The 24794-nt window shown below is 37.7% G+C and carries 28 protein-coding genes; 18 read left to right on the top strand and 10 right to left on the bottom strand.

The features are described from left to right. Positions 1–12: 12 nt before the first annotated feature. The 3 genes from PQG52_RS05555 to PQG52_RS05545 are packed head-to-tail and all read right to left on the bottom strand — an operon-like array spanning position 13 to position 2212. Positions 13–480, bottom strand: coding sequence for a DUF2269 family protein (locus tag PQG52_RS05555; RefSeq protein WP_271828377.1), 468 nt, complete (start codon positions 478–480; stop codon positions 13–15). Between the two features lie 4 nt (positions 481–484). After that, complete coding sequence (locus PQG52_RS05550) at positions 485–916, bottom strand: DUF2269 family protein (RefSeq protein ID WP_271828375.1); 432 nt, start codon at positions 914–916, stop codon at positions 485–487. Next, positions 917–2212, bottom strand: a complete 1296-nt coding sequence (locus PQG52_RS05545; RefSeq protein ID WP_271828373.1) for an SDR family oxidoreductase — start codon at positions 2210–2212, stop codon at positions 917–919. It lies immediately after the preceding gene. A 354-nt stretch (positions 2213–2566) separates the two neighbouring features. On the opposite strand from PQG52_RS05545, the gene PQG52_RS05540 reads away from it, so the two are divergent. Beyond that, the gene (locus PQG52_RS05540; protein ID WP_271828371.1) at positions 2567–3838 is read left to right on the top strand and encodes a DUF2130 domain-containing protein; all 1272 of its coding nucleotides are present in this window, start codon (positions 2567–2569) and stop codon (positions 3836–3838) included. 62 nt (positions 3839–3900) lie between these two features. Here the strand turns inward: PQG52_RS05540 and PQG52_RS05535 are convergent, their stop codons facing one another. From PQG52_RS05535 to PQG52_RS05520, 4 genes are all read right to left on the bottom strand, one after another. Then, positions 3901–4287: a CHAP domain-containing protein gene (locus tag PQG52_RS05535; protein ID WP_271828370.1), complete on the bottom strand. Its 387-nt coding sequence runs from the start codon at positions 4285–4287 to the stop codon at positions 3901–3903. A gap of 203 nt (positions 4288–4490) precedes the next feature. After that, positions 4491–5141, bottom strand: coding sequence for a tetratricopeptide repeat protein (locus PQG52_RS05530; protein ID WP_271828368.1), 651 nt, complete (start codon positions 5139–5141; stop codon positions 4491–4493). A gap of 24 nt (positions 5142–5165) precedes the next feature. Continuing rightward, a complete protein-coding gene (locus tag PQG52_RS05525; RefSeq protein ID WP_271828367.1) occupies positions 5166–6551 on the bottom strand; it encodes a glutamate--cysteine ligase in 1386 nt (461 codons plus the stop codon). 50 nt (positions 6552–6601) lie between these two features. Continuing rightward, on the bottom strand, positions 6602–7336 hold the full coding sequence (locus tag PQG52_RS05520; RefSeq protein ID WP_271828366.1) for an RsmE family RNA methyltransferase: 735 nt from the start codon (positions 7334–7336) through the stop codon (positions 6602–6604). 117 nt (positions 7337–7453) lie between these two features. Between PQG52_RS05520 and ubiA the strand changes: the two genes are divergently transcribed. The 6 genes from ubiA (at position 7454) to PQG52_RS05490 (ending at position 11727) form a co-directional block, all read left to right on the top strand. Beyond that, positions 7454–8365, top strand: coding sequence for a 4-hydroxybenzoate octaprenyltransferase (gene ubiA / locus PQG52_RS05515; RefSeq protein WP_271789718.1), 912 nt, complete (start codon positions 7454–7456; stop codon positions 8363–8365). Then, the gene (locus PQG52_RS05510) at positions 8365–9021 is read left to right on the top strand and encodes a class I SAM-dependent methyltransferase (protein ID WP_271828365.1); all 657 of its coding nucleotides are present in this window, start codon (positions 8365–8367) and stop codon (positions 9019–9021) included. The genes ubiA and PQG52_RS05510 overlap by 1 nt, the downstream gene beginning before the upstream one ends. Positions 9022–9248: 227 nt before the next feature. Continuing rightward, positions 9249–9857: a phage neck terminator protein gene (locus PQG52_RS05505; protein ID WP_271828364.1), complete on the top strand. Its 609-nt coding sequence runs from the start codon at positions 9249–9251 to the stop codon at positions 9855–9857. Positions 9858–9859: 2 nt separating this feature from the next. Beyond that, on the top strand, positions 9860–10591 hold the full coding sequence (locus PQG52_RS05500; RefSeq protein WP_271828363.1) for a hypothetical protein: 732 nt from the start codon (positions 9860–9862) through the stop codon (positions 10589–10591). Beyond that, positions 10563–11126, top strand: coding sequence for a hypothetical protein (locus tag PQG52_RS05495; RefSeq protein ID WP_271828362.1), 564 nt, complete (start codon positions 10563–10565; stop codon positions 11124–11126). The genes PQG52_RS05500 and PQG52_RS05495 overlap by 29 nt, the downstream gene beginning before the upstream one ends. Beyond that, positions 11116–11727 (top strand): hypothetical protein, encoded by a 612-nt coding sequence (locus PQG52_RS05490; RefSeq protein ID WP_271828361.1) that lies wholly within the window; start codon positions 11116–11118, stop codon positions 11725–11727. Before PQG52_RS05495 ends, PQG52_RS05490 begins: the two co-directional genes overlap by 11 nt. 81 nt (positions 11728–11808) lie before the next feature. On the opposite strand, the gene aroC is transcribed toward PQG52_RS05490, so the two are convergent. Both aroC and fabI read right to left on the bottom strand, forming a co-directional pair. Beyond that, complete coding sequence (aroC, locus tag PQG52_RS05485) at positions 11809–12903, bottom strand: chorismate synthase (protein WP_271828360.1); 1095 nt, start codon at positions 12901–12903, stop codon at positions 11809–11811. 35 nt (positions 12904–12938) lie between these two features. Continuing rightward, the gene (gene fabI, locus PQG52_RS05480; RefSeq protein WP_271828359.1) at positions 12939–13781 is read right to left on the bottom strand and encodes an enoyl-ACP reductase FabI; all 843 of its coding nucleotides are present in this window, start codon (positions 13779–13781) and stop codon (positions 12939–12941) included. 334 nt (positions 13782–14115) lie between these two features. Here fabI and PQG52_RS05475 point away from each other — a divergent pair, with 334 nt between their 5' ends. The 8 genes from PQG52_RS05475 (at position 14116) to lpxK (ending at position 21174) form a co-directional block, all read left to right on the top strand. Beyond that, a complete protein-coding gene (locus PQG52_RS05475) occupies positions 14116–14991 on the top strand; it encodes a universal stress protein (protein WP_271828357.1) in 876 nt (291 codons plus the stop codon). Positions 14992–15170: 179 nt separating this feature from the next. Beyond that, positions 15171–15506, top strand: a complete 336-nt coding sequence (locus PQG52_RS05470) for a DUF2849 domain-containing protein (protein ID WP_271789707.1) — start codon at positions 15171–15173, stop codon at positions 15504–15506. After that, complete coding sequence (locus PQG52_RS05465; protein WP_271828356.1) at positions 15499–17202, top strand: nitrite/sulfite reductase; 1704 nt, start codon at positions 15499–15501, stop codon at positions 17200–17202. Before PQG52_RS05470 ends, PQG52_RS05465 begins: the two co-directional genes overlap by 8 nt. After that, a complete protein-coding gene (locus PQG52_RS05460; RefSeq protein ID WP_271828355.1) occupies positions 17189–17677 on the top strand; it encodes a DUF934 domain-containing protein in 489 nt (162 codons plus the stop codon). Before PQG52_RS05465 ends, PQG52_RS05460 begins: the two co-directional genes overlap by 14 nt. 117 nt (positions 17678–17794) lie before the next feature. Continuing rightward, a complete protein-coding gene (locus PQG52_RS05455) occupies positions 17795–17986 on the top strand; it encodes a hypothetical protein (protein ID WP_271828354.1) in 192 nt (63 codons plus the stop codon). Between the two features lie 220 nt (positions 17987–18206). Beyond that, complete coding sequence (locus PQG52_RS05450; RefSeq protein ID WP_271828353.1) at positions 18207–18887, top strand: lysophospholipid acyltransferase family protein; 681 nt, start codon at positions 18207–18209, stop codon at positions 18885–18887. Beyond that, positions 18887–20176, top strand: coding sequence for a 3-deoxy-D-manno-octulosonic acid transferase (locus PQG52_RS05445; RefSeq protein WP_271828352.1), 1290 nt, complete (start codon positions 18887–18889; stop codon positions 20174–20176). Before PQG52_RS05450 ends, PQG52_RS05445 begins: the two co-directional genes overlap by 1 nt. 5 nt (positions 20177–20181) lie before the next feature. After that, positions 20182–21174: a tetraacyldisaccharide 4'-kinase gene (gene lpxK / locus PQG52_RS05440; RefSeq protein ID WP_271828351.1), complete on the top strand. Its 993-nt coding sequence runs from the start codon at positions 20182–20184 to the stop codon at positions 21172–21174. Here the strand turns inward: lpxK and PQG52_RS05435 are convergent. Beyond that, positions 21080–22129 (bottom strand): MBL fold metallo-hydrolase, encoded by a 1050-nt coding sequence (locus PQG52_RS05435; RefSeq protein ID WP_271828350.1) that lies wholly within the window; start codon positions 22127–22129, stop codon positions 21080–21082. The genes lpxK and PQG52_RS05435 overlap by 95 nt on opposite strands. An 84-nt stretch (positions 22130–22213) precedes the next feature. On the opposite strand from PQG52_RS05435, the gene PQG52_RS05430 reads away from it, so the two are divergent. From PQG52_RS05430 to PQG52_RS05420, 3 genes are all read left to right on the top strand, one after another. Next, on the top strand, positions 22214–23149 hold the full coding sequence (locus PQG52_RS05430; RefSeq protein WP_271828349.1) for a lysophospholipid acyltransferase family protein: 936 nt from the start codon (positions 22214–22216) through the stop codon (positions 23147–23149). A 526-nt stretch (positions 23150–23675) separates the two neighbouring features. Continuing rightward, positions 23676–23846 (top strand): hypothetical protein, encoded by a 171-nt coding sequence (locus PQG52_RS05425; RefSeq protein ID WP_271828348.1) that lies wholly within the window; start codon positions 23676–23678, stop codon positions 23844–23846. A gap of 13 nt (positions 23847–23859) precedes the next feature. Then, positions 23860–24786 carry a J domain-containing protein gene (locus tag PQG52_RS05420; protein ID WP_271828347.1) on the top strand — a complete coding sequence of 309 codons (927 nt, stop codon included), beginning with the start codon at positions 23860–23862 and terminating at the stop codon, positions 24784–24786. Positions 24787–24794 lie beyond the last annotated feature (8 nt).

The raw sequence follows: 24794 nt of genomic DNA, 5'->3' as shown, positions 1-24794 counted from the left end.
ACAAAAATGTTATCATATTGGTCGTGTAACCATTAACCAAAAAATCAATAAGAAGCACAAAAACGTTGGCCACCCCAAAGCAACCCACCATTTAAAGTAACTCCACCCTTTTTGGGGAAATGGAATTTGTTGTTCATGTGCAATTTGTGCCAACTCGGCGATATGGATTTGGAGTTGCACAACAATAATCCATAAAATAATGGACAGACTATATAAGATAATGCTCCAAACAACCCATAATGTCGAAAATGGGATATGCATTATATGGACTAAGATGATCCCAGTGACAGCTTGTATGATGGCACTGGGTAATGTCATGAACCAGTCTGCTTTGACAACCCGTTGAGAGGCCAGCGCCATGTCTTTGGGATGCTTTCGGATAAAGGCCTCAACCATTACAATTGCTGTGATGATTCCCGATGCAAATAGAACTGTGGCACTTAATACATGGATAAAAACAAAGAGTGAAAAGATGCTCATAGGTTTATCCAATAATGTGCTGTTTAAAAATCATTGCTGCCATTGCCAAAGCAAATCCAATCCAGCCTATACCACTAAGTAAACAGCCTGTTTTTAAAAAAATTGGTTTTTCTTGAAAAGGCAGTGATAAACATAAATAGGCAAACAATAAACATAGTCCTCCTAAAAGGGCACCTGTAATAATTGCAAAAATAATCCAAGGTTCAGTCATGGAAATAGTGCTAAAGTGGCTTAGAAAAAAACCTGAAATTATCAGGATCACTAGGGCGGGCATAAATAGAATAAAACTGGCAATTAAAGACGTAATTTGAAGTTGCAAACTTTGTGTTTGTTGCCCTTGTTTTAATAATAAAATCGTATGAATAAAGACCCCAAACCCCATGCCTGTCACCATAACAGCGCATAATACATGCAGTGTTTTTAATAGTCCGATCATTTATCGATCATTCGCTATGGATAACATAACCCCAATTAATCCAATAACAGCAATATTTTTCAGCAATGATCCGAATAGATCAAACCATAAAGCAGGTAAAACAACAGTTAATCCGACCGTATAGAGAATGACTAACGCGAGTTGAGACAACCATAATTTATTTGACCATTTTCCAAGTAAAATTTTAACTGCAAAATAAACATCTATGATTGAAAATAGATAAACCAGATAGAGTGAAAAAGGGCTGGCAGCAATAAATTGTGGCAGGATGGTACGTAGATATTCTGGGGTTGTCATAAAACCTGCAATCGCCGATCCTAGCCAAATCAAGGCAAGAAATAAAGCAAGTAAAGGTCGAGCTAAAAATAATTTGCTGTGCCAACGATCCTGTACAAAAGAGGGATGCGTCTGATACACTTTATCCATAGAACGCATATTGATTCCCAAACTATTCTTTTGCTCGTCGGGAATAATAAAATCGGTATTTAGTTGGCTGACAACCGCTGTAGAAAATCCCCATAGTGGGAAATAATCGCCAATTTTCCCCATTATTTTTGCACCGATCAATGGCATAGATATGATCTTACAAGGATTGATCCCTAACCACCGTCGTGTTTTTTGTAAAATATTTGCAAAATTTAATGTTTCAGGACCAGCAATTGAAAGGATTTGAAAATTTTGCTCAGCAGGTAAAGATGATGTGCACGCTTTTAAAGCAATTTTAGCCAAATCAAACGCCCAAAGCGGTTGGAATTTTTGCTTGCCTCCATTGGGTAACAAAGCAGCAAATGGCATAGCGCATAACCCTCTTAACGCACTACTGCCGCCATAACTGCCTGTGGAATATACAAAAGAAGCGCGCAGAATGATGCTCTCTACGTTTGATTGGCATAAAAGCTGCTCGCCCTTTAATTTTGTATCTGCATATTCACTGGTAATATTTTCTTCTAAGGATAGCGCAGAAATATGGACAATTCTGTCGATATTGGTTTGTTTACAAGCAGCGATTAATGTTTCTATTAATTGAATGTGTGCATCATTTGCCAATGTTGTGCCTGGTTTGCCAAGAACACCAATGGTATTAATCACAGCATCGCAACCTTGTAATGCTTCAACAAATTGTTGAGAAGAGGAGATGCCTGCAATAATTTTAAAACATTGTGCATCAGGAAAGATCATTTTGGCACGCTCTGCATCGCGGCATCCAATAACGACTTGATGATTTTCTGCAATCAAAGTGCTGACAATATGAGATCCAATAAATCCAGTGCCGCCTAATACACAAATTTTCATCATTTTTTCCTTAGGATTACAAGTCATTGCTTGAAAGTTATAAGTATAGAGGGAAATGAGATATTTGTATATTTAGAAAATATGGGGTTAATACAGAACAAAATACTCATCAGTAAAATCTATTTTTATATGGGTAATATAGGAATAATATCCAATAGCAATCTGTTGTTGAATGAACTGAATTTTAAATTCAGATGCCGAGAGTTTTCATTTGTTGAATAGTATACTCATTTGATGATGATTGTTTAAATTGTAAGAGATCGTGATATGATACGACCATCTATTATGAAAAACCATTTATAGCATTTACTTTATAAAAATAAATGAAGCATCTCGGAATAAAGAAAGTGATTTTTAATGACTGAACCTGTAATTAGTTGCCCGCATTGTCATACAGATATTTTATTAACTGAATCACTGGCAGCTCCTTTAGTCATGGCAACTAAACAAGAATACGAACACAAGACCTCAGAATTTATGAAAATGATCTCGGAACGAGAACAGGTCTTACGATCTAAAGAAAATGAGTTACAACAAACAAAGCAAAATATTGCCAAGGAAATAGAGGATAAAGTTGCATCTTCCTTAGAAAATGAAAAAGCAAAATTAATAGAAGAGGCGAGACTCAAGTTACAAAAACAAAATGCCGATGAGTTAAATCGGAGAGCATCCGAGATTAAAGAGTTAGAAAATTTATTAAAAACAAATAATGAGAAGTTACAAGAAGCTCAACAATCACAAGCCGAATTTCTGAAAAAGCAGCGTGAGTTAGAAGACCAAAAAAGAGAATTAGAACTGACCGTTGAAAGACGTGTGCAAGAAAATGTCCAAGCAATTCACGAGAAAGCTCGTAAGGAAATAGAAGATAATTTTCAGTTAAAATTTTCTGAAAAAGAACAGCAAATTGTCTCCATGCAACGCAAAATTGAAGAGCTGAAACAAAAGGCAGAACAAAGTTCTCAACAATTACAAGGCGAAGTCCAAGAGCTGCTTTTGGAACAAGCACTTCAATCTCAGTTTTATATGGATCAAATTGCGCCCGTTCCCAAAGGAGAATTCGGTGGGGATGTTTTGCAGCATGTGCTCAATCCTCATGGGGTCGATTGTGGATTAATGATTTGGGAGGCTAAACGAACCAAGCATTGGAATAATGAATGGTTAATGAAATTAAAAGACGACCAACGTGCAGCCAAAGCCGATATTGCCATTATTATCAGTCATGCGCTGCCTCAGAATGTTGAAACTTTTGAGTGTATCGAGGGCGTATGGGTTATTCATCCCAAAGTTATTCTTCCTGTAGCAACATTACTCAGAGAATCCTTGATACAAATTCATTTCGCACGTCAAAGCGCAAAAGGACAGGAGACCAAAGCGGGAATGATTTATGATTATTTGACTGGTACTCGTTTTCGCCAACGTGTTGAGGCAATTGTTGAAGCATTCACATCCATGCAAGAAGATTTAAACAAAGAAAAGAAAGTCATCACAAAACAATGGGCCAAACGAGAAGAGCAAATTAATCGTGTGATGCAATCAACGATTGGCATGTATGGTGATTTACAAGGGATCGTTGGGCAGTCCTTACAAGAGATCGAAGGGCTAGAGTTAGATTCTTTGTTATTGGAATAATATTGTGGGATAGGGGGCATTCTTCAAAAACCAAGTAATCGATTATTTTGAATGCTCTATTGCTAAGCTTGATTTGTTGTGTTTCGATAGGTCACACGACTTGTAGTAAACGGGCCTGGGTTTTGTTGAATAATTTCGATGTTATGGTCTGTAACCTTAGAAATAATCGCCACACGCCCATAAGGATTCAAAAGATACCCTTTGAAAATCAATAAATCACCAATTTGAGGCTGGACAGTGCCATTATCAAATTGCAATAACCCTCTGGCACGATTTATTTGACCAGAAGGAGTCTTCATATCAAAGAAATCTTTGGCGTCTACTCGAGCTTCTGGCAATTTGTGATGATAGAATTCGTAATAATAGCGTTTAACAAATTCTACACATTGATATTTTAATCCTAGATTATATCCATCAGGAGCCAGATTGCGCCCTGTAACGGTGTTCATGCCACCGTTATAATAACTTTAACGCCATTTAATTCGCCAATCACCTCACCTACATGGTGAGAAGGATTGAAATTAACATGTGTAAATGCCCAATAGGATGGAAAACATAAGAACCCAATCATTTAAATAACTGTAACTATGTATTTTTTCATCATAGGGCATCACAACAAAAGATAAACTAAGATTCACTCAAATAAAAAACATTAATTATTTAGCTCTTTGTAAAAATCACAAGAATTTTGATGTTTATTTAAACAGTCTTGTTTTAAGTATTCTTTAATTTTTAGAATATCTTGCGATTTTTTAAAATCTGATGATGATAACAAACTTTTTAGTTTGTTATATGAATTTTGAGGGATTAAGTAAGAAGTTATATTTTCTTTATTCAAAACAATTTTCTGATTAGCTGCTTTTGTATACCACTCTACTGCTTTGACATAATCTTGAGAAACATTTGAGTGATTTTGTTCATACAGTTTTCCAAGACTATATTGGGCTTCTATTAGTCCCTGATTAGCTGCTTTTGTATACCACTCTACTGCTTTGGCACAATCTTGTGGTACACCTCGGCTTTCTTCATATAATTTTCCCAGGCTATATTGTGCGCTTGCTAGTCCTTGATTAGCCGCTTTTGTATATAATTCTACAGCTTTGAAATAGTCTTGAGAAACTCCTTTATTATTTGTTTTTTCATATAATTGTCCAAGGTCATATTGAGCTTCAGCTGAACCTTGGTTTGCTTTTTGTTCTAAACTGGAGATTTCTGTTTTAGGAGTATCAGTTGCAAAAGATTGTAATGGAAAGCAAGAAACGGTAATAATAGTAAATAAAGTGATTTTTTTAAATATATTCATTTTATATTATTTTCCTACTAATTATTAAATCTTCGCTTCGTCTAGAATATGCTTTACATCGCCTTGCCAAACAGTTGCATAACGTTGTAACCAATATTCTGCTTGTGTAGGGCCACCGTTACTGATTTCATGTAGGGGATTTAAATACATTTGTTCGTCTTGTCCCGTAGCATTTTGAATATTGCGTTTTTTTAATCCTTGCATGGATAAAGCAAGCACGCGTTTCGCAAAATGACGAAGATTTTCTTTTCCCAATAAGACAGATAATCCACTTTTAGTAACTTGAGAACGAAGTTCGATATAATCTTGCCACCTATATTCTTTAACTAAGTCCTCTGCGGCTATTAAGGTTTCTGGGTCATATAGTAACCCAGTCCAAAACGCAGACATTGCCAACATCATTTCGGGTGATCCTGCATCAGCACCACGCATTTCGATATATTGTTTTAAGCGAACATCAGGAAAAGCGGTGGTGATATGATTTTTAAAATCGCCCATAGTGACTTGTTCGTTTTCAAATCCTTTGGGGGCTTTGCCGTTCAACCAATCGCGAAAAGATTCTCCTGCAACATCAATCATTTTTCCATCACGAATGACGAAATACATCGGTACGTCCAGTAGCCATTCTACATATTGTTCAAAACCGAAATTTGTTTCAAAAAAAGAGGCTGGCATTCCAGAACGATGATTGTCGGTATCTGTCCAAATATGCGCACGAGTAGATTGATATCCGCTGGGTTTTCCTTCGTAAAAAGGAGAATTCGCAAAAAGAGCGGTGGCTAGGGGTTGTAAAGCCAATGAAACACGCATTTTACGTGCCATATCTTCTTCGGAAGAAAAATCAAGATTGACTTGAACCGTACAAGTTCTAGTCATCATATCCAACCCTAAGGTACCAACTTTAGGCATATAGGCTTTCATGATTTTATAACGTTCTTTAGGCATCCAAGGCATTTGTTCGCGTGTAGCAAATGGATGAAAGCCAAGAGGAGCAAAACCAATATTCAAAGGATTAGCAGCTTGATGCACATCTTGGAAATGGGCTTCCATTTCTTGCTTGGCTTCATGAAGATTGCTGACGGGTGCGCCTGATAGTTCAAACTGCCCTGCTGGCTCCAAAGAAACAGCACCCCGATCAGTATCAAATCCAATAATGTTCTCTTTGTCAAAAACGCCTTTCCACTCGGGATGGCTTTGATGCATCGAGGTCAGAATGGATTGGATACCATTCGGTTCATAAGTAGGCGGTAATAAATAGCGAGGGTCTTCTTGGTTAAGAATAAACCCAAACTTCTCATGTTCAGTACCAATCCGCCATTTATGAATGGGCTTACAGCCTTCAGCTAAATGTTCGGCTAACTGAGTGGTTGAGGTAATTGGTGTTTGATCTTGATCTAAAATACTGGACATTCACAACTATCTATTCTGGTCAAAAGGATAACGACAGGAAACATCATTTTCTAAGCACAAACATGCTGTGCAAACAGGCTGAGCCCTGCAACAATAGCAGTTTCTGCTTTTAAAATTAAGTTACCAAGAGATAAAGGTTGCACAAAATCATAAAGAAGTAAATTTTTTATTTCATTTGGGTCAAAGCCACCTTCTGGGCCGATCAAAATACCATCATTTCCACCATAGTTTTGTGTGGTATTGGGCGAGATACGATACTCAGCACATCGTTCCACAGCAACCCATAAGGTTCTGTCTTTTGGCCAAGCAGAACAAAAATCAAACAAAGAAATAATCGGTTTTATTTCGGGAATGGTTATTCGATTACTTTGTTCGGCGGCTTCAATTGTAATGGATCGAAAACGTTCTTCTTTAATTTTGGGGGTATTGGTGCGTAAAGTTTTTACTGGTTGAATGGTTTTTACACCTAGCTCTGTCGCCATGCGAATGGCTAAATCAGTAGCATCGCGTTTTAACGGTGCGAAAATCAAAGTTGGGCCTAACGGTGTGATGGGCAGGCGTAATTGCTGAATAGGTTCAATCGTGCCCTTATTTTTCGCAATATGATTAATTTGACATGACCACTCACCATCTCGTTCATTAAAAAGAACAACTTGTTCAAGCGGTTTTAACCGCAAAACCGTTCCAAGATAATGTGCTGTAGCAGCAGAAATGGCATAGTCATTACCAATTGATAATGCCTCAAATTCTTGTGGATCAATATAAATACGAGGAATAAACGACATATAAGCTCAATAAAGTGATAAATTATAAAAAAGAATGAAAACAATTTTATATTACTATAAGAAGATAACCTTGTATTCTTGTTTATCTTATTTCTTATTATTTTATCAGGATATGTTGTGAATCAGTCTTCTTCACGTTCAGATATAAATTTATCTTGGGTTCGTTTTCTTCCTCAATCTTGGCAACCTTATGCGTTATTGTCGCGTATTGATCGCCCAATTGGCAGTTGGCTGCTGTTTTTACCTGGAGTATGGGGGATTGTGTTGCCTCATGGTATTCCCACAATGACACGGATTAAACTCATTATTTTATTTGCCATTGGTAGTGTCGTAATGCGTAGTGCAGGCTGTGTCGTCAATGATATTTGGGATCGAGATTTTGATCGACAAGTTGCACGTACTCAACAACGCCCGATTGCGAATGGTACTATCTCAGTCAAACAAGCGCTTTTTTTCTTATTTGTTTTGCTGATGATAGGGTTGGTGGTTTTATTGCAATTAAATCCTTTATCTTGGATATTAGGTGCTTCCTCTTTAATCTTAGTTGCTTTGTATCCTGGTGCAAAAAGAGTCACATGGTGGCCACAACTGGTATTGGGATTTACTTTTGGTTTTGGTGCGCCTTTGGGGTATGCAGCAGCAACGGGATATTTGTCATGGACGCAAGCGGCTTTATATGCAGCAACTATTTTTTGGCAAATTGGGTTTGATACAATCTACGGCTATCAAGATATCGAAGACGATCAACGTGTTGGGGTTAAATCAACCGCCAGATGGGCTGGGGAAGCAGGCAAACAATTTGTCGCCATTAACTATGCGTTATGTGTTTTCTTTCTAATTGTGACAAGTATTTTAAATCACAATTCATTCCTTGCGTTACTGGTATTATTGTTACCGATTGCACATTTCGTCTGGCAGATTCAGAAATTTGACTTACATAACCCCAAAGTTTGTTTAACGCTTTTTAAATCAAACAGAGATGTAGGGATTCTTATTGCTTTGGCTCTTTTGATAGGTAACATCATTTAATGACGAATTTTTCCCAGTTTGAACATCTAATTACCCAACATACTGCACTTGAAAAAACAGATTTTGTGCCAGAAATTATGTTGTATCAAGCCAGTGAGATTACACCAATTTGGCAAGTCACAGAGGCTTGGTTAAATCATCAAAATATAGAGCCTCCTTTTTGGGCATTTGCATGGCCAGGTGGAAAAGCATTGGCACGATATATTTTGGATAATCCTAAATTAGTCAAAGACAAAAGAGTTCTGGATTTTGCAGCTGGCTGTGGCATTGCAGCGATTGCTGCAGCAAAGAGTGGTGCAGCGTATATTGAAGTGGCTGATATTGATCCATTGGCACAGAAATCTTGTGCGTTAAATGCCAAAGTGAATCACGTATTGTTAGATAAGAACTCGAATGATGTGGTTGGGCAGCCTTGCACGTGGGATATTATTTTTTGTGGGGATGTTTGCTATGAAGCTCCAATGACTCAACATATCTGGCCATGGTTAAAAGAATGTGCCAAGCAAGGAGCAACTGTATTTATTGCCGACCCAGGGCGTAGTTATTTACCCAAAAAAGAACTGACCCCAGTTTGCACGTATGACATCCCTACGACATTAGAGTTGGAAGATTGCCAGTTGCGTAGAACAGTTTTGTATCAATTGGTTGGTGAATAAAAAAGTGAGATTGTAATTAACTATCACATCAATTCTTAAAACTATTGAACAATTATGAAATAATATAAATAGAATAATATATTCATATCTATAATTTAGAACGACCCTTTTACAGGTCGTTTTTTTATGCCTAAAATCTCTTAAAAATTACAAGATACTTAAACCAAAGACGCAATAACTGCGTCTTTTTTTGTGTCTTAACATATTATCTCAAAAGGAAAATACAAATGACAGACGAAAAAAACGATAAAAAACCAGCAAAAGTTACCGCTAAAGCTCCAAAAGACAAAGAGTTTCCAAAACTAAAAACATTATCTTACAAAGAAATGTATAATTTAGTCGGTAAATTTCTTCAAAAAGCCATCCCGATTAAAGGCGCAAAACTGCAAGTTATCAAAGGGCTTAGTAATCGTGTTGCAATCCCTAAGCCCCCTTGTGTTGTATTGCAAGTGATTGATGAAAAATCATTATCCTCTTCTGAAACGCGTTATACAGATCAACATAAAATCCTATGGTCAAGATCACAAATTACCATGAGCATGATGTTTATTGGAACGGAAAATGCCGAGGCAATGCAAATGGCCAAGGCTTTTACGGCCAGGTTTAATGATGCTTGGGCAAGTGAGCAGTTCGAACAATATGATAGTATTTTGTTTCCATTATATAGTGATGATGTGAAGATTGAACCAGATTTCATCAATGATGAAGGACAATATAACGATTCGTGTTCTGTGATTAGTTATTTCGAATATCGTCCAGAATTTGGTGTTTGTGCCAACAGTGCCAAAGAAGTGGTGATGGATGTCAATCTTACCGATGATAATAAAGGAGGTTGATAATGGCACCAAGGCAAAAACGTCAGTTATCCAGAACCAATAATTTAGTTGCAAGTCGTAAGCAAGCACCCAAAGAGGAAACGGTTGAAGAGTTTTTTCAAAAACTACCTGTTAAAGTAGAAACGGGATTAGGAGAGAGTATTGATAAATATGTTTCACTCTCTCCAACATTAGCTCGGCAAATTCAAGAGTTGAAAGATCGAGGTTGGACATTTAGATGGGGAGAACCTGGGAAAGGAAGCGCAACTAAATGGAAAAAAAATGATGAACCTGGCTATATTTATTTTGATGGGCAATTTAATCCTGGTAATTATACAGACAATTCTGCGAAACTTTTGATACAATATGTAGTCTCCACTGTGGCGCACGAAGTTGCACATGCATTAAATGCGATACAATATGATCTTTCGTCTAAAGAGGCTTGTATTCGCTCTGCATTATCTGGCCCCGGTAGCGAGGCCAGCGCAGCATATAATAATATCTTGATTCGACAAGAGACTTTAATAAATACTCGTAATAAAGAAGATCTTGTCAATAACAGAAAAGATGATTTAAATCAAATGAATCGATTTGAAAAAATTATCAAAGATAATAATAAACAGGGTGCTTTATATAAAATAGGGGATATATTTGCACCCCTGAAACCCAGCGTTATAGACGTTAATGATCATCGAAACTATAGACAATATTATGGAGATTATTGTGATGACCTTATTGCAGCAAAAAAACGTTAAAGATATCTGTTTATTGATAATAACAATTTTCTGTTTATCAGTAACAGGGTGTTCTAAACAGCTTTATCAATATTCCGCCCCAACAGAAGCACAACATTACCCTGTGCTAAAATATAGTCTAATTGAATTAATAGACGCTTTGCCAAAGTCTATGCCAACAACCACAGAAAAAGTACAGTCATTATTTAATCATCAACTTCATTTAAATAGTGAAAATGAATTTTTTACTTTCTATGATGGGGGTCCTTTTATTACAAAAGATGGAGTTGTAATTACCGCGCTTGATGTAAGAGCAAGAAAAAAGAGTAAACTTCCAGTTGAAATGATTGATTTTTCTTTGGATCAAAGACAATGTGTCAGTACAGAATTGTTAAAAAAGAAATATGGCTTTTATATACTTTCTTTACTTTCTCCTCATCCAGTAAAACACCCATTTATTAGTTATTCTATCAAAACTAAAGAAAGATCATTTGGAGTTGAAACAACATCAGATAATAAAAATTGTGCAACAAGTATAGGCGTTTATGGGCGATAGTTTTGTATTATCCTATCGAACGTCAAATATTATGGAGAGCCTTATGATAGAGTTGTTGAAGAACATCAAAATTCCCTTACTATTTGTATCGGTATTTTGCTTATTAGAAACAGGGTGCTCTCAACAACTTTATCAATATTCAGCCCCTGTTGAGGCAAAAAACTATCCTGTATTAAACTATAAATTGATTGAATTAATAGACGCATTGCCTAGATCAATGCCAACGACTATGGAAAAAGCACAGTCATTATTTAATCATCAACTTCATTTAAATAGTGAAAATGAATTTTTTACTTTCTATGATGGGGGTTCTTTTATTACAAAAGATGGAGTTGTAATTACCGCGCTTGATGTAAGAGCAAGAAAAAAGAGTAAGCTCCCCGTTGAGATTTTTCGTTTTTCTTTGGATCAAAGACAATGTGTGAGCACTGAACTATTAAAAAAGAAGTATGGTTTTAATACTCTTTCTTTACTTTCTCCTCATCCAGTGCAGCATCCATCTATTAGCTATGCTATCAAAACCGAAGAAAGGTCATTTGGTGTTAATACGACATCAGATAATAAAAGTTGTGCAACAGGAATAGGTGTTGATATGCCATAATTGGTGATAATTCTACATTATAAATAAAATAAAAAGCCTCTGGATTTTTGATGATCCAGAGGCTTTTTTTGTTTATAATGCCTACTCTAAAATACTAGATCGAAACTGACCAATTTGTCCGCGATGTCTTAACCAATGATCGGCAAGGATACATGCCATCATGGCCTCACCGACTGGCACGGCACGAATACCAACGCAAGGATCATGTCTTCCTTTGGTAATTACGTCTGTGGCGTTGCCTTCTGAATCAATAGAAGGTTGAGGAATTAAGATAGAGCTGGTTGGTTTCACGGCAAAGCGTACATTAATTGGTTGCCCTGTTGAAATCCCACCTAAAATCCCTCCAGCATGATTGGATGAAAAAGATAGCTTGCCATCATTCAGATAAATCGGATCAGCGTTTTCTTCACCACGTAAAGTCGCAGCATTAAAGCCTTCACCAATCTCAACCCCTTTAACGGCATTAATGCTCATCATTGCTTGGGCAATATCAGAATCTAACTTCCCATAAATAGGCGCACCCAACCCAGCTGGAACCCCTTCGGCGATAATTTCAATCACAGCCCCAATTGAAGAGCCATCTTTGCGAATAGAGGTTAAATAATCTTGCCATTGAGGCACCATGTCTGCATCAGGGCAAAAGAATTCGTTATTTTTTACTTCATCCCAAGACCAACGATTACGATTAACTTTTAAGTCCCCAATTTGAACCAAAGCCCCACGGATTTTGATTTGATCCCCTAGGATCAATCGAGCAATTGCCCCAGCTGCCACACGCATTGCTGTTTCACGAGCAGAGGAACGCCCACCGCCACGATAATCACGAATGCCATATTTCAAATCATAGGCAATATCGGCATGTCCAGGACGATAAGATTGGGCAATATTAGAGTAATCTTTGGAACGTTGATTGGTATTTTCAATCAGTAAAGAAATCGGTGTTCCTGTGGTTTTCCCTTCGAAAACACCTGATAAAATCTTGACTTGGTCAGGTTCATTCCGAGTGGTTGTGAATTTAGATTGTCCAGGTCTGCGTAAATCCAACCAAGGTTGGATCATTTCCTCGGTCAAAGGGATTTGCGGGGGGCATCCATCCACAACACACCCAATCGCAGGCCCGTGGCTTTCGCCCCATGTCGTTACACGAAATAATGTTCCAAAACTATTGCACGACATGGCTCTATGCTCACTCTTTCTAGTAGTAAATTAAATTAATCTTCTGATGCCAACGCAATATCAGGCGCTGTGGGGTTTTTCATGCCCACCATATGATATCCACAATCAACATGATGAATCTCCCCTGTAACACCACGGGAAAGATCAGAAAGGAAGTAAACGCCTGCACCACCAACTTCATCAATCGTTACATTGCGTTGTAATGGTGAGTTCAATTGATTCCATTTCAAAATATAACGGAAATCACCAATGCCACTGGCAGCAAGTGTCTTAATCGGGCCGGCAGAGATTGCATTCACCCGGATATTATCAACACCCAAATCTGCAGCCATATATTGTACAGAGCTTTCCAAAGCAGCTTTGGCAATACCCATGACATTGTAATGGGGCATCACACGTTCTGCACCCAGATAGGTAAGGGTCAATAATGAACCGCCATCTTTCATCAGTTTAGAAGCTTCTTTCGCTACTGCGGTAAAAGAGAAACAAGAGATATCTAATGCGGTTAAAAAAGCTTCTCGGGGGGTATCTATATAACGACCGCGCAAATATTGTTTATCTGCCCAACCAATCGCATGTACGACAAAGTCTAATTTGCCCCATTTTTCTTCTATATTTTTAAATGTGTTTTCAATATCTTTATCGTCACTGACATCACATTCGATCAGATAATCGGAACCTAGGCTGGCAGCCAAAGGTCGGACTCTTTTTTCTAGGGCTTCACCTTGATATGCAAAAGCAAGCTCTGCGCCTTGTAAAGCACAAGCCTGTGCAATTCCCCATGCGATAGAATGATTATTGGCCATTCCCATAATCAATCCACGTTTACCCTGCATCAACTTCCCTTCTAATGGAAGTACAGCGTTTTCATTTGACATGACAATTCCCTAGCTTTTAGCTAACTTGATAAATGTATATATTCGCAGTTATTATAGTTAAAAAAGAGAAAAAAACGCAATTAATTTTTAATACCTAATTTATAATAGAAAGAAGAGAGGATAAACATTTCTTCACATTTGTTGTTTTTATGTCAGTCACATGAATGTTAAATTGTTATCATCTTTATGAATATAAATACTCTTTGCTAGAATTCCCTATTTCTGTCATAATTTGAACCACAGATTAATGAATGTTTGATGGTGCTCTAGCTCAAAAATATCATTGACCAAAGTACCTTTCATTATTGAATTTTTTATTAAGGAATATCTAAATATGCTTAACGTCAAAAAAATTCTTGTGCCTCTTCAAGGAACACCTTTAACAGATGCAACACTAGCAACTGCTTATTTGTTATCTCAAAATTATGATGCGCATTTAGCTGTTTTACATATTCGCCCCGATAAAAAAGATGTCATTCCTTTGACAGGTGAAGGGCTTTCTGGAACGATGATTGAAGAAGTCATGAGTATCGCAGAACATGAAGGAACAAAGCGATTAAAATATGTTCGTCAAAGTTTCGACGCTTTTGTTGACGAAAATAATATCAAACTTGTCAACTGGGGAACAAACCAAGTCGCAGAAACAGGAAAAACAGCCAGTTTCACCCCGCTAACAGGTAGAGAAAATGAAGTGGCAACTTACTGGTCTCGTTTATCAGATATTACCGTGGTAACTCATCCTAATTCTGGTGGACACATTTCATCTTCTGAAATGCTACACGCATTATTATTCGAAAGCGGGCGTCCTATTTTAATTGCGCCCAAAGAAAAACCCGTAAGTGTTGGAAAGCGCGTTTGTATTGCGTGGAATGGCAGTGCAGAATCCGCCGCAGCCTTACATGCAGCCCTAAGATGGATGGACACTACTGAAAAAGTCGCTATTTTGTATAGTGATGACTTTGCAGAAAGAGGCGGTAATATCCAAGATATCGAAAACTACATAAAATTTTATGGTATTGATGTAGAGCTTTGTAGAATCAAAGGTGATAGAAGTACAGGTGAGAGTATGATTGCAGCATGTAATGACTTTAATGCTGATTTACTATGTATGGGTGCCTATTCTCATCCTCGTTGGAAGCAAATTATTTTAGGCGGGGTAACAAGTTATATGCTAGAGAATTCAAGTTTGCCAGTGCTGATGAATCGTTAGTCTCTGGCGTAATCAAGACTATATTATTGTGATTTTTATAGTGAAAGGTCTATTCTACCTTTCACTATTTTTTTTTGTAGTATATGAATACTCATTAATTTATTTGTATATTGTACAGATAAGAGTATATAGTAATATTAAATAATTATTTTATCAGAATCGATTAAGGACATCATATTGTGATTTCTACGGATCAAAATACACAGAAGGAAACTCTGTTTGCACTTACAGCAAATCGTTTTGCTGATGGACGTGTTGTATGGCTTACGGCGCAAGGGTATTGGAGCCTTCTACTGGAGGAAGCTCAAATATTTTCTTCTAAAGGTGATGTGGAAACAGCTCAACAGCATGCACAAAAAGATGTTTTGTCACAACATATTCTTGATCCTTATGCGGTTGAATTAAATTCCAATTTAATTCCTCAGACTACACGTGAAAAAGTAAGGGCTTTTGGTCCCAGCACGCACCCAGAATTTAATCCTAGATCTGTACAAGAAACAATGCCCAATGAATAATACTCTTAATAATCCTAATCCTTCTTTGGCCGTTGGTCGGTATAATTACGATGCTATTGACCATCAGTTTTTAAAAGAACGTATCAATCAGTTCCGATCTCAAATTGAACGCCGAATAAGCGGTGAATTGTCTGAAGATGAATTTAAGCCATTGCGGTTGATGAATGGCGTTTACTTGCAGCTTCATTCTTATATGTTGCGTGTGGCTATTCCTTATGGGATTTTGTCTTCTACGATGTTGCGAGGGTTGGCTTATGTCTCGCAATATTATGATCGTGGATATGGTCATTTTACAACCCGTCAGAATATTCAATTTCATTGGATAAAACTGGAGGAAGTGCCAGATATTTTAACGCATTTAGCATCCGTTGAAATGCATGCGTTGCAAACGAGCGGCAATTGTATTCGTAATATAACCAGCGATGAATTTGCAGGGCTAGCAGCGGATGAAATCCTTGACCCTCGTATTTACGCAGAGATTATGCGTCAATGGTCAACGTTACACCCTGAATTTACATTTCTACCGCGCAAGTTTAAAATCGCCATCAGTGGTTCATCGACTGATCGTGTGGCGGCGTGTTTTTATGATATTGGTATTTTAACACGGTTAAATGATGAACAAAAACCCGTCTTTGAAGTATGGGTTGGTGGCGGCCTGGGGCGTATTCCATATAAAGGAAAGATCATTCGTGATGATTTGCCCCCAGAGCATTTGTTGGCGTATATAGAAGCAATTATTCGTGTTTATAATCTTCATGGATTGCGAAATAATTTATACAAAGCGCGTATTAAGATCCTAGTCGAAAATCTTGGAATTGAAGTGTATCGTGAGCAAGTGGAAAAAGAATTTGCAACGATGGATTTGGATCAATATCGTTTATCCGATGAACTCGTTGCCCAAATAGAAGGCAGCTTTGGTCGTCCTGTCTTAGAAAATCATCCTGGTGCTGCTGAAGTTTTAGCCAAACATCGCCAACAAGATAAAGAATTTGACCGTTGGGTTAAAAACAACACTCATCCTCATTTTCATGAGGATTATATTGCAGCGGTGGTTGCACTTAAAGAGGTTGGACAAACTCCTGGGGATGCTTCAACTGAACAAATGCACGCATTAGCAGATTTGGCGGATGAATATGCCTTTGGTGAAGTTCGAGTAACGCATTTACAAAATGTGGTACTGGGACATGTGCAAAAAGATAAGCTCTATGCGTTATGGCAAGGACTAAAAAAACATCGTTTAGCTACGGCGAATTTAGGGTTAATTACGGATATTGTTTGTTGTCCTGGTATGGATTATTGCTCGCTTGCAAATGCCCGTTCCATTCCTGTGGCAAAGCAAATTGCAGCATTGTTCGAAGACGCTGAATTACAAGAGAAAATTGGTCCTATCAATATTGGGGTTGATGGTTGTATTAATTCGTGCGCGCATCATCATATTATGAATATTGGTGTGCTTGGGGTTGATAAAAAAGGGGAAGAATTCTATCAAATTAAACTTGGTGGATCTTCTTATAAAGAAGGCGCTGCGATTGGTTCTATTCTGGGGGCGGCAGTAAAAGCAGAAGAGGCGGTTAAAGCCATCGAGAAATTGATCTATTTCTATTTAGAACAACGCCAAGAAAACGAACATTTTATTGATACTTACCGCCGTCTTGGCACAGCACCGTTTAAGGAGATTGTTTATGCCACTGCTTAAAAATGGAGAAATCATGCCTGATTCTTGGACGGTGCTAGAAGGGGACATCCCATCCCCTTTGCCTCAAGGGTCAATTATCGTTCCTTTTGAATATTTATCCGAAATTGACATCAGCACAATTGCTCAACCGTTGGGCGTATCATTTCCTTGCGATCAAGATATTGATGTGCTCAAACCTTATGTCGATCGGCTGGAATTAATTGTGCTTCATTTCCCAGCATTCAAAGATGGCAGAGCTTTTTCACAGGCACGAAAAATTCGAGAACAATTAAAATTTACAGGTGAATTAAGAGCAACAGGTCATATCTTATCAGATCAATATCAGTTCTTGATCCGTGTAGGGTTTACAACAGTTTCTTTGCCAGAAACAGCGAATATTAAAAGTTGGCAACAAGCAATGAATGATTTTACAGAGGCCTATCAGCCATCTGTTCTTGGTGAAAAAAGACTTTCTGGTCTTCGTTGGAAAGTTTAATATGATTTAAAAGCGATATAGAAAAAACTATATCGCTTTTTTTTTGTTTTATGTTTTGAAAGAAAATAAAGTATATTGTTATCCTCTAAACATTACTAAAAATTCAAGAGGTTCTTTATGGTTGCACATAATTCTTGTTCAAAGAGAGAAGAAATAAATGCAGAATGGATCTCTAATCAAGCATATAAAATGATTAAAGATTTAATAGACATAGAAGAACGTACAACTTTGCATTACACTTTTTATAATATAGCCATGAAGACTGGTTTTGAAGTTGGTCAAATCAAACGTATTTATTATAAAGAATAGAAAATTATTCCTGCTTATCTGTGGGAAAGGTTAAAGTTTGAACATAGAAGACTGGTTGAAATAGCCTTAGAAAATATGAAGCATAAAGAAATGCTGATGAGACAAAAAATTAATGATGTGGATAACTTTGAAGTATAATAAAGTAAGTTAGCTTATAATCTATTTCTGTAAGCTACATAGAATGTTATGAATACCACTTTATATATAGTAATTTAAATTAATGATTTTTGGTTTTTTTAAAAAGAATTTTGTCCAAAATTGCATTGTTGGCGTATTACGTGCCTATCTAAAATTGGCGTTAAAAACGACACACTGGCAGTTGGATATTGATGCAGAAGCTTATCCTTTATTGACTTGTCGGTATGGAGAACCAGCATTAGTCGTTTTATGGCATGAATATTTGACGTTGGGTTCTCGTTTATGGTGGTGGGGATTATCACAAAATCCAGAGTTACAATTTTATGTGTTAATTAGTCGTAATCGTGAGGGGCGCTTGATCTCTCAACTTATCCATCCGTGGCAAATTCAGACCGTGCAAGGCTCATCAAATAAACGAGGACAGGATAAAGGTGGAGCCGCGGCTTTTCGTGAATTATTGAAATTGACCAAGATGGGGCATGTGATTGCTATTACGCCAGACGGACCAAGAGGTCCAAGGCGTCAGTGTCATGAAGGTATTTTAAAGCTAGCTTTATTATCCAAGCGGAAAATTGTCCCTATGGGGGCATCTTGTCGTTCATTTCGATTAAATACATGGGACAAGCTCCTTATTCCTTTGCCGTTTGGTAAAGGTAAAATTATATGTGGTAAGCCCATGATGGTCACTCGGGATAATTATGATAGGATTGCCTTAGAAATCACTTCTGTTTTAAATGAGATTAGCAGCAAAGCGCAAAGATAATGTCATTCCACTCTCAACGCTCGACTGTAATATTGACTGCTTGGAAAGTTATAGCAACAATGTTACAGCCCTTGTTAAAACCCTATTTATGGTACCGTTGCAAAAAGGGTAAAGAGATTAAAGAGCGTTTATCTGAACGTATGGGCGTTGTATCGTTGCCTCGTAAATCAGGCGGTATTATCCATTTTCATGCTGCCAGTGTCGGGGAAGTGATTTCAATTTTTCCGATTATTACTGAATTACATAAAATTGAACCTCGGCAAAAATTTTTGGTTACGACGGGAACGGTTACTTCGTCGCAAATTGTGCAGCAACATTTTTCAAGTGATCCAGAATTATCAAAGCATGTTCAGCATCAATTCATTCCTTTGGATGTGCCGAAATGGGTTGAACGGTTTGTATCATTTTGGCAGCCATCATTAAGTATTATTGTTGAAAGTGAGCTTTGGCCCAATCTTATAGATACTCTTCATAAACATCAGGTGCCGATTGCATTAATCAATGCACGTTTATCAGATCGCTCTTTTACAACATGGCATCGTTTTCAAAGAACAGCATTTGCCTTACTATCAAAGTTTGATTGGATCGCTGCACGTTCTTTACAAGATCAATATAATTTTGAAAAATTGGGAGTAAAAGCAACCTATTTGGGGGATATTAAGCAAATTGCGCCTGAGCTTTCTTATGATATGCAAGAGTTAAACTGTCTTCGAGAATTATTCAAAAATAAACCGATTTGGTTAGCAGCCTCTACACATGCTACGGAAGAAATCGTTATTGCTAAGGCGCATGAAGCACTTAAAACCAAATGGCCAGAACTCATCACAATCGTTGTGCCGCGTCATCCAGAACGCAGTAAAGAGATTATAGAGCAAATTGGACAGATGCCTCAACGAAGTTTAAATCAGCTGCCAGATAAGAAAGGATTGTGGTTGTGCGATACATTAGGAGAGTTGGGGTTATTTTATCGACTTTGTGATATTGTGTTTATGGGCAATAGTCTGGACAGCACCTTTAAAGGTGGAGGGCATAACCCATTTGAACCTGCGAAATTACATTGTGCAATGGCTTCTGGAAATCAAATACATAATTTCAGGGAGGCTTATAGGTTGTTAGAAGAAGTGGTGACAATTATACCAAATGTTGAATCTTTAGTTACTTGGGTTGATGAGATGTTACGTGACCCGCAGAAACGAGACAAATATGCACAAAACGCATTGCACATTATGGATCAACAAAGCCAGCTTGCATACGATATTGCCTCTCATTTATATTCTTTAAAAGCATAATTGTAATGAAAGCACCTTCTTTTTGGCAAATGAATCCTCCGACTTTCATGGCGAAGGCATTAACGCCTTGTTCATGGATAACCCAATGGATTACAGCGCAGCGTTTATCAAAACCAAAATGGAAAGCCTCTGTCCCTGTGATTTGTTGTGGAAATTTGACCGTTGGTGGCACCGGAAAAACAACCGTCGCTTTGGAATTAGGAAAATATTTTCAACAATATTATAATATTGCGTTTTTGACGCGAGGCTACAAACGTAAAAATAAAACAACACATCCCGTGTTAGTCGATCAAACCCTCCATACAGTAGAAGATGTCGGCGATGAGGCATTATTATTGGCACGGCTTGCCCCAACATGGGTGGCGGCTAATCGTGCGGAATCAGCACAAGCAGCGATTCAACAGGGTGCTGAATTATTAATTATGGATGATGGATTTCAAAATCCGACTTTATATCAAGACATGCCATTATTAGTCATTGACGGAGCTACTGGGTTGGGAAATCACAAAGCTTTGCCTGCAGGACCTTTACGAGAATCTTTATCTCAGGGCTTATCCCGTGCCAAAGTTTGTATTTTAATCGGTAAAGATCAAACCAATATTCGCGAAATTGTGCCCAAAGACTTACCGCTTTTCCAAGCTTTTCTGGAAATGGACCCATCTATTCAGACATATTCTGGAAAGCCTGTTATTGCTTTTGCAGGGATCGGTCGTCCAGATAAATTTTTTGATGCGTTACAGGATAATAACTTGCATCTTGTAGAAAAGAAATCTTTCCCAGACCATCATTTTTATAGTGCTGCTGAATTAGAGCAATTAGTAAGATTAAAACATCAACATAAGATCCCTTTGGTGACGACACCAAAAGATTATGTGCGACTACCGTCTTCATTTCAAGCCCATGTTATTCCTTTGGGGGTTCATTTGAAATGGCAGGATCAACAGGCTTTGCCACAATTACAGAGGATCTTGGACGCCATGTTTGTCCAGGGCGCATAGGGATAAATTGATTAACGGACAATAAATGATCCCTTAACACACCATATAATGTATGTACTGGCTCATAGGCTTCTTCGCTGCTTAGCTGAAATGTTCCCCAATGAATACCAAGGGCTTGTTTTGCGCCACAATCCAAGAAAATATTCACCGCTTCTTCTGGATCATTATGATGGCTTTTTAATATAGCACGCGGTGCATAGGCACCAATATTAATAACAGCAACATCTAAAGAGGAAAATCGTTCTTTGATCTGTTTAAAGATCGTTCCATCACCATAGCTGGTATCGCCTGTAAAATAGGCATTATATTGGGGTGATGAGACAATGAACCCACCCCATAACGCATGGTTGCGGTCGTAAATCCCACGTGCAGACCAATGATAGGCTGGCCAAAGTGTGATTTTCAATTGATGATCTAAAAATAGTTCTTCAAACCAATCCATTGTGTGAATGGTCATTTTATTTGAAATATGTTTTTTTAAGACGATATCGTTGCCCAGTGGAGTAAAGAAAACAGGATGATATTTTTTATAGAGGCGACGTAATGTACGGATATCCATATGGTCGTAATGATTATGGGTAATCAATACCGCATCAATGGGCGGAAGGTGTGAAAAAGGAACGCCAGGTGGATTGACACGTTTTTTTCCAATGAAAAATACAGGCCCTATTCTGGGCGACCAAACGGGATCGACGAGAATATTATATCCTTCAATCTGCAATAAAATACTGGCATGACCGATCATGGTCACTTTTAATTCCTTTTCCCTTTCCCTAGGATGGGCTTGAACAACTTGCGGGGTCAATCCTGTCCACGCATTGGTCATCATATGAAAATACCATTTAATGCCATCAAAGCTGTTTAAATATTTAATTTTCTCAGCTGTTGTCAGGTTATTAAAACTATTTCCATTAAAATGGTCAGTGATGGGGCCTGTATAATATTTTTGCTTCACAATATTTCCTCTATAGCCCCTTGCGCTTTTTTTATAAACATTCATACAATGTGACTGGAATCACATTTAACCATTATATCTGAAATGCCAATTTTAAATTTAAAAAAACTATCATCATATACTCATCAGTTTTTACAATATAACGAATATATTTTGGCAAAAGGATGTCTTTCTTTACTGCGTTCTTTGTCGCCAGAAAAAGCCTCTGATATAGGTGGGGCTATTTGTCGTCAAATCGGAACAAAACTGCCTGTATCCAAAGTGGCTGATAAAAATCTGCAATTGGTCATGCCCCATTTGACCCCTTTGGAAAGAAAAAGAATTATTGGTGGGGTATGGGAAAATCTTGGCAGAACCGTTGCAGAATTTCCGCATTTGGCCAATTTAAAACACAATACACCCCAAGGCGCAGGTTGGGAAGTTGTTGGTGGGGAATATTTAACCGAACAATCAAAGAAGATAGGGCCTGTTTTATTTGTTTCTGGTCATATTGGAAATTGGGAGATGTTACCTTTGGGGGTGGCAAAATATGGAACGCCTTTTTCCTCTTTTTTCAGAGCCGCCAGTAATCCCTATGTGAATGAATTGATTTTGAATTTGCGCGATGAGGCAATGGGGCAGAAAATCCCGATGTTTGCCAAGGGATCTAAAGGAGCAAGGCAAGCGTTAAAGCATTTATTACAAGGACACAGATTGGGCGTTTTAAGCGATCAGAAAATGAATGATGGCATTGAAGTTCAATTTTTTGGTAGGTCGGCCATGACATCTTCTGCGGTGGCAAGTTTGGCTTTGAAATTACAATGTCCGATTATTCCTGGCTATGTGCAACGTTTAGGGCCAGCACGATTACGTATCGTGGTCGAACCACCGATTGATTATTCGGAATTTTCTGAGAATAATTTAGACAATATTCATCGTCTTACACAAGTAATTAATGATAAGCTCGAAGGATGGATTAAGCAAACCCCAGAACAATGGTTGTGGTTACATAGACGTTGGCCGAAAGAGTTGTATAAATAGAGTATTTACGGCTATTGCTTCATATTAAGAAAATTTATGAATGTTAAAATTCAGTATTATGACTTCCTTGATTCCTTTTCGAGGGAATGGAAATATGCGATCATCAAAGAGCGTTAATGGGGATATATTTTAATCCATATTACTAGAAAAATGAAAAGGCTGTGTCTTATTGCGTTAATGATTGATTTTATGGATTAAATGTTGATAAAGCCACTATTCTCTATACAATGTCTATTTATGCAATTTATTTTACGGATAGTCTTCGGCAAATAAAAAAAGTATGTAGCCGACATATGAACGTAATGAATTATATATCACAGTAGAAACTACCCAATACCCCGTCATTTATAAAAATCCTAAAATGGCCTTGCAATATTAATGTGTGATTTTTCAAATGAAAAAGACTAGAATAACAGGACATATTTTATATAATAAGCGTAAAATTATAGAATAATTAGTTGTATTTATGTTAAAATATTATGATGTATTAAGGATGCTTTTAAATGATTAGGAAAGACAGCATATAATGGCCGAAGATATTCACACAGACCCTCATTTTGCAAAAAAATTTGTAAAAGCAAAATTAATACAAATTGCTAAAGATGCCGCAATTGCAGGTATTCCTGCAGATGTGTTCGAAGCATTAATCATTGCTTTGGCTGACGAATTAGATTTTAAAGACATCGTAAAGAATTAAAAGGAGACAGTGCATGAGTACAGATCCTTATCAAATATTAGGAATTGCAAAGACAGCTAGTCAAGACGATATTCGTAAGGCTTATCGTAAATTGGCTAAGAAACATCATCCAGATTTAAATCCTGGAGATAAAAAGGCAGAAGAACAATTTAAACTCGTGAGTGTCGCACACGATTTATTGTCTGATCCAGAAAAACGCGCGCGTTTTGATCGTGGTGAAATTGATATTCACGGTCAAGAACAGGGGTTTGCGGGCGGTCGTGGACGCTATCAAAGTCATGGTGATGGTTCTCAAGGATTTCGATATAGTCAACAAGGTGGGCCTCAAGGCAATTTTTCAGAAGAAGATTTGCAAGATATCTTCAGTATGTTCGGCGGTGGTGCTGGCAGGGGGCCTTTCCAACAAGGTGGTGGCGGTTTTCGTGCGCAAAAAGGTCAGGATCGGCGTTATAATTTAGATATTGATTTCCTTGACGCTGTCAATGGAACCAAATCACGCATTACCCTTCCTGGTGGGGGAGAGTTAGACGTTACTATTCCTTCTGGGATAGAAGATGGCCAAGTGTTAAGATTGCGAGGTAAAGGCGATCCTGGTTTTAATAATGCACCTGCTGGGGATGCGTTAATTACTATCCATGTCCGTTCACACGCTCAATTTAAACGTGAAGGACGAAATATTCGTCTTACTTGGCCAATGGATTTAAAAACAGCTATATTAGGTGGAAAAATAACAGTCCCAACCCCTAAGGGTGAGGTCGTTTTAAATGTTCCTGCGCATTCTGACACGGGCAGTGTATTGCGCTTAAAAGGGCGGGGCTTACCAGCTAAGGGTAATCAAGAAGCAGGGGATTTATATGTTTCTTTGCAAGTTAAAATTGGCAAGGTTGATCCTGCTTTGGAAGCATTTTTAAAAGATTCATCCGATAGCGATCAAAAATAAGTAAAAAG

It is taken from the genome of Commensalibacter communis (genome assembly GCF_947179105.1).
In the GTDB taxonomy this organism is placed as follows: Bacteria; Pseudomonadota; Alphaproteobacteria; order Acetobacterales; family Acetobacteraceae; genus Commensalibacter; species Commensalibacter communis.
The sequence above is the reverse complement of the archived record's forward strand: the minus strand, read 5'-3'. Positions and strand labels throughout refer to the sequence as shown.

Coding starts and splice junctions, on each gene's coding strand:
- PQG52_RS05545 (WP_271828373.1), bottom strand. CDS start 2,212: ATGATGAAAATTTGTGTATTAGGCGGCACTGGATTTATTGGATCTCAT.
- aroC (WP_271828360.1), bottom strand. CDS start 12,903: ATGTCGTGCAATAGTTTTGGAACATTATTTCGTGTAACGACATGGGGC.
- PQG52_RS05420 (WP_271828347.1), top strand. CDS start 23,860: ATGAGTACAGATCCTTATCAAATATTAGGAATTGCAAAGACAGCTAGT.
- PQG52_RS05525 (WP_271828367.1), bottom strand. CDS start 6,551: ATGTCCAGTATTTTAGATCAAGATCAAACACCAATTACCTCAACCACT.
- PQG52_RS05430 (WP_271828349.1), top strand. CDS start 22,214: ATGCCAATTTTAAATTTAAAAAAACTATCATCATATACTCATCAGTTT.
- PQG52_RS05460 (WP_271828355.1), top strand. CDS start 17,189: ATGCCACTGCTTAAAAATGGAGAAATCATGCCTGATTCTTGGACGGTG.
- PQG52_RS05530 (WP_271828368.1), bottom strand. CDS start 5,141: ATGAATATATTTAAAAAAATCACTTTATTTACTATTATTACCGTTTCT.
- PQG52_RS05475 (WP_271828357.1), top strand. CDS start 14,116: ATGCTTAACGTCAAAAAAATTCTTGTGCCTCTTCAAGGAACACCTTTA.
- PQG52_RS05550 (WP_271828375.1), bottom strand. CDS start 916: ATGATCGGACTATTAAAAACACTGCATGTATTATGCGCTGTTATGGTG.
- PQG52_RS05500 (WP_271828363.1), top strand. CDS start 9,860: ATGGCACCAAGGCAAAAACGTCAGTTATCCAGAACCAATAATTTAGTT.
- fabI (WP_271828359.1), bottom strand. CDS start 13,781: ATGTCAAATGAAAACGCTGTACTTCCATTAGAAGGGAAGTTGATGCAG.
- PQG52_RS05465 (WP_271828356.1), top strand. CDS start 15,499: ATGAATAATACTCTTAATAATCCTAATCCTTCTTTGGCCGTTGGTCGG.
- PQG52_RS05535 (WP_271828370.1), bottom strand. CDS start 4,287: ATGAACACCGTTACAGGGCGCAATCTGGCTCCTGATGGATATAATCTA.
- PQG52_RS05490 (WP_271828361.1), top strand. CDS start 11,116: ATGGGCGATAGTTTTGTATTATCCTATCGAACGTCAAATATTATGGAG.
- PQG52_RS05450 (WP_271828353.1), top strand. CDS start 18,207: ATGATTTTTGGTTTTTTTAAAAAGAATTTTGTCCAAAATTGCATTGTT.
- lpxK (WP_271828351.1), top strand. CDS start 20,182: ATGAAAGCACCTTCTTTTTGGCAAATGAATCCTCCGACTTTCATGGCG.
- PQG52_RS05555 (WP_271828377.1), bottom strand. CDS start 480: ATGAGCATCTTTTCACTCTTTGTTTTTATCCATGTATTAAGTGCCACA.
- PQG52_RS05510 (WP_271828365.1), top strand. CDS start 8,365: ATGACGAATTTTTCCCAGTTTGAACATCTAATTACCCAACATACTGCA.
- PQG52_RS05455 (WP_271828354.1), top strand. CDS start 17,795: ATGGTTGCACATAATTCTTGTTCAAAGAGAGAAGAAATAAATGCAGAA.
- PQG52_RS05505 (WP_271828364.1), top strand. CDS start 9,249: ATGACAGACGAAAAAAACGATAAAAAACCAGCAAAAGTTACCGCTAAA.
- PQG52_RS05540 (WP_271828371.1), top strand. CDS start 2,567: ATGACTGAACCTGTAATTAGTTGCCCGCATTGTCATACAGATATTTTA.
- PQG52_RS05445 (WP_271828352.1), top strand. CDS start 18,887: ATGTCATTCCACTCTCAACGCTCGACTGTAATATTGACTGCTTGGAAA.
- PQG52_RS05520 (WP_271828366.1), bottom strand. CDS start 7,336: ATGTCGTTTATTCCTCGTATTTATATTGATCCACAAGAATTTGAGGCA.
- PQG52_RS05425 (WP_271828348.1), top strand. CDS start 23,676: ATGGCCGAAGATATTCACACAGACCCTCATTTTGCAAAAAAATTTGTA.
- PQG52_RS05495 (WP_271828362.1), top strand. CDS start 10,563: ATGACCTTATTGCAGCAAAAAAACGTTAAAGATATCTGTTTATTGATA.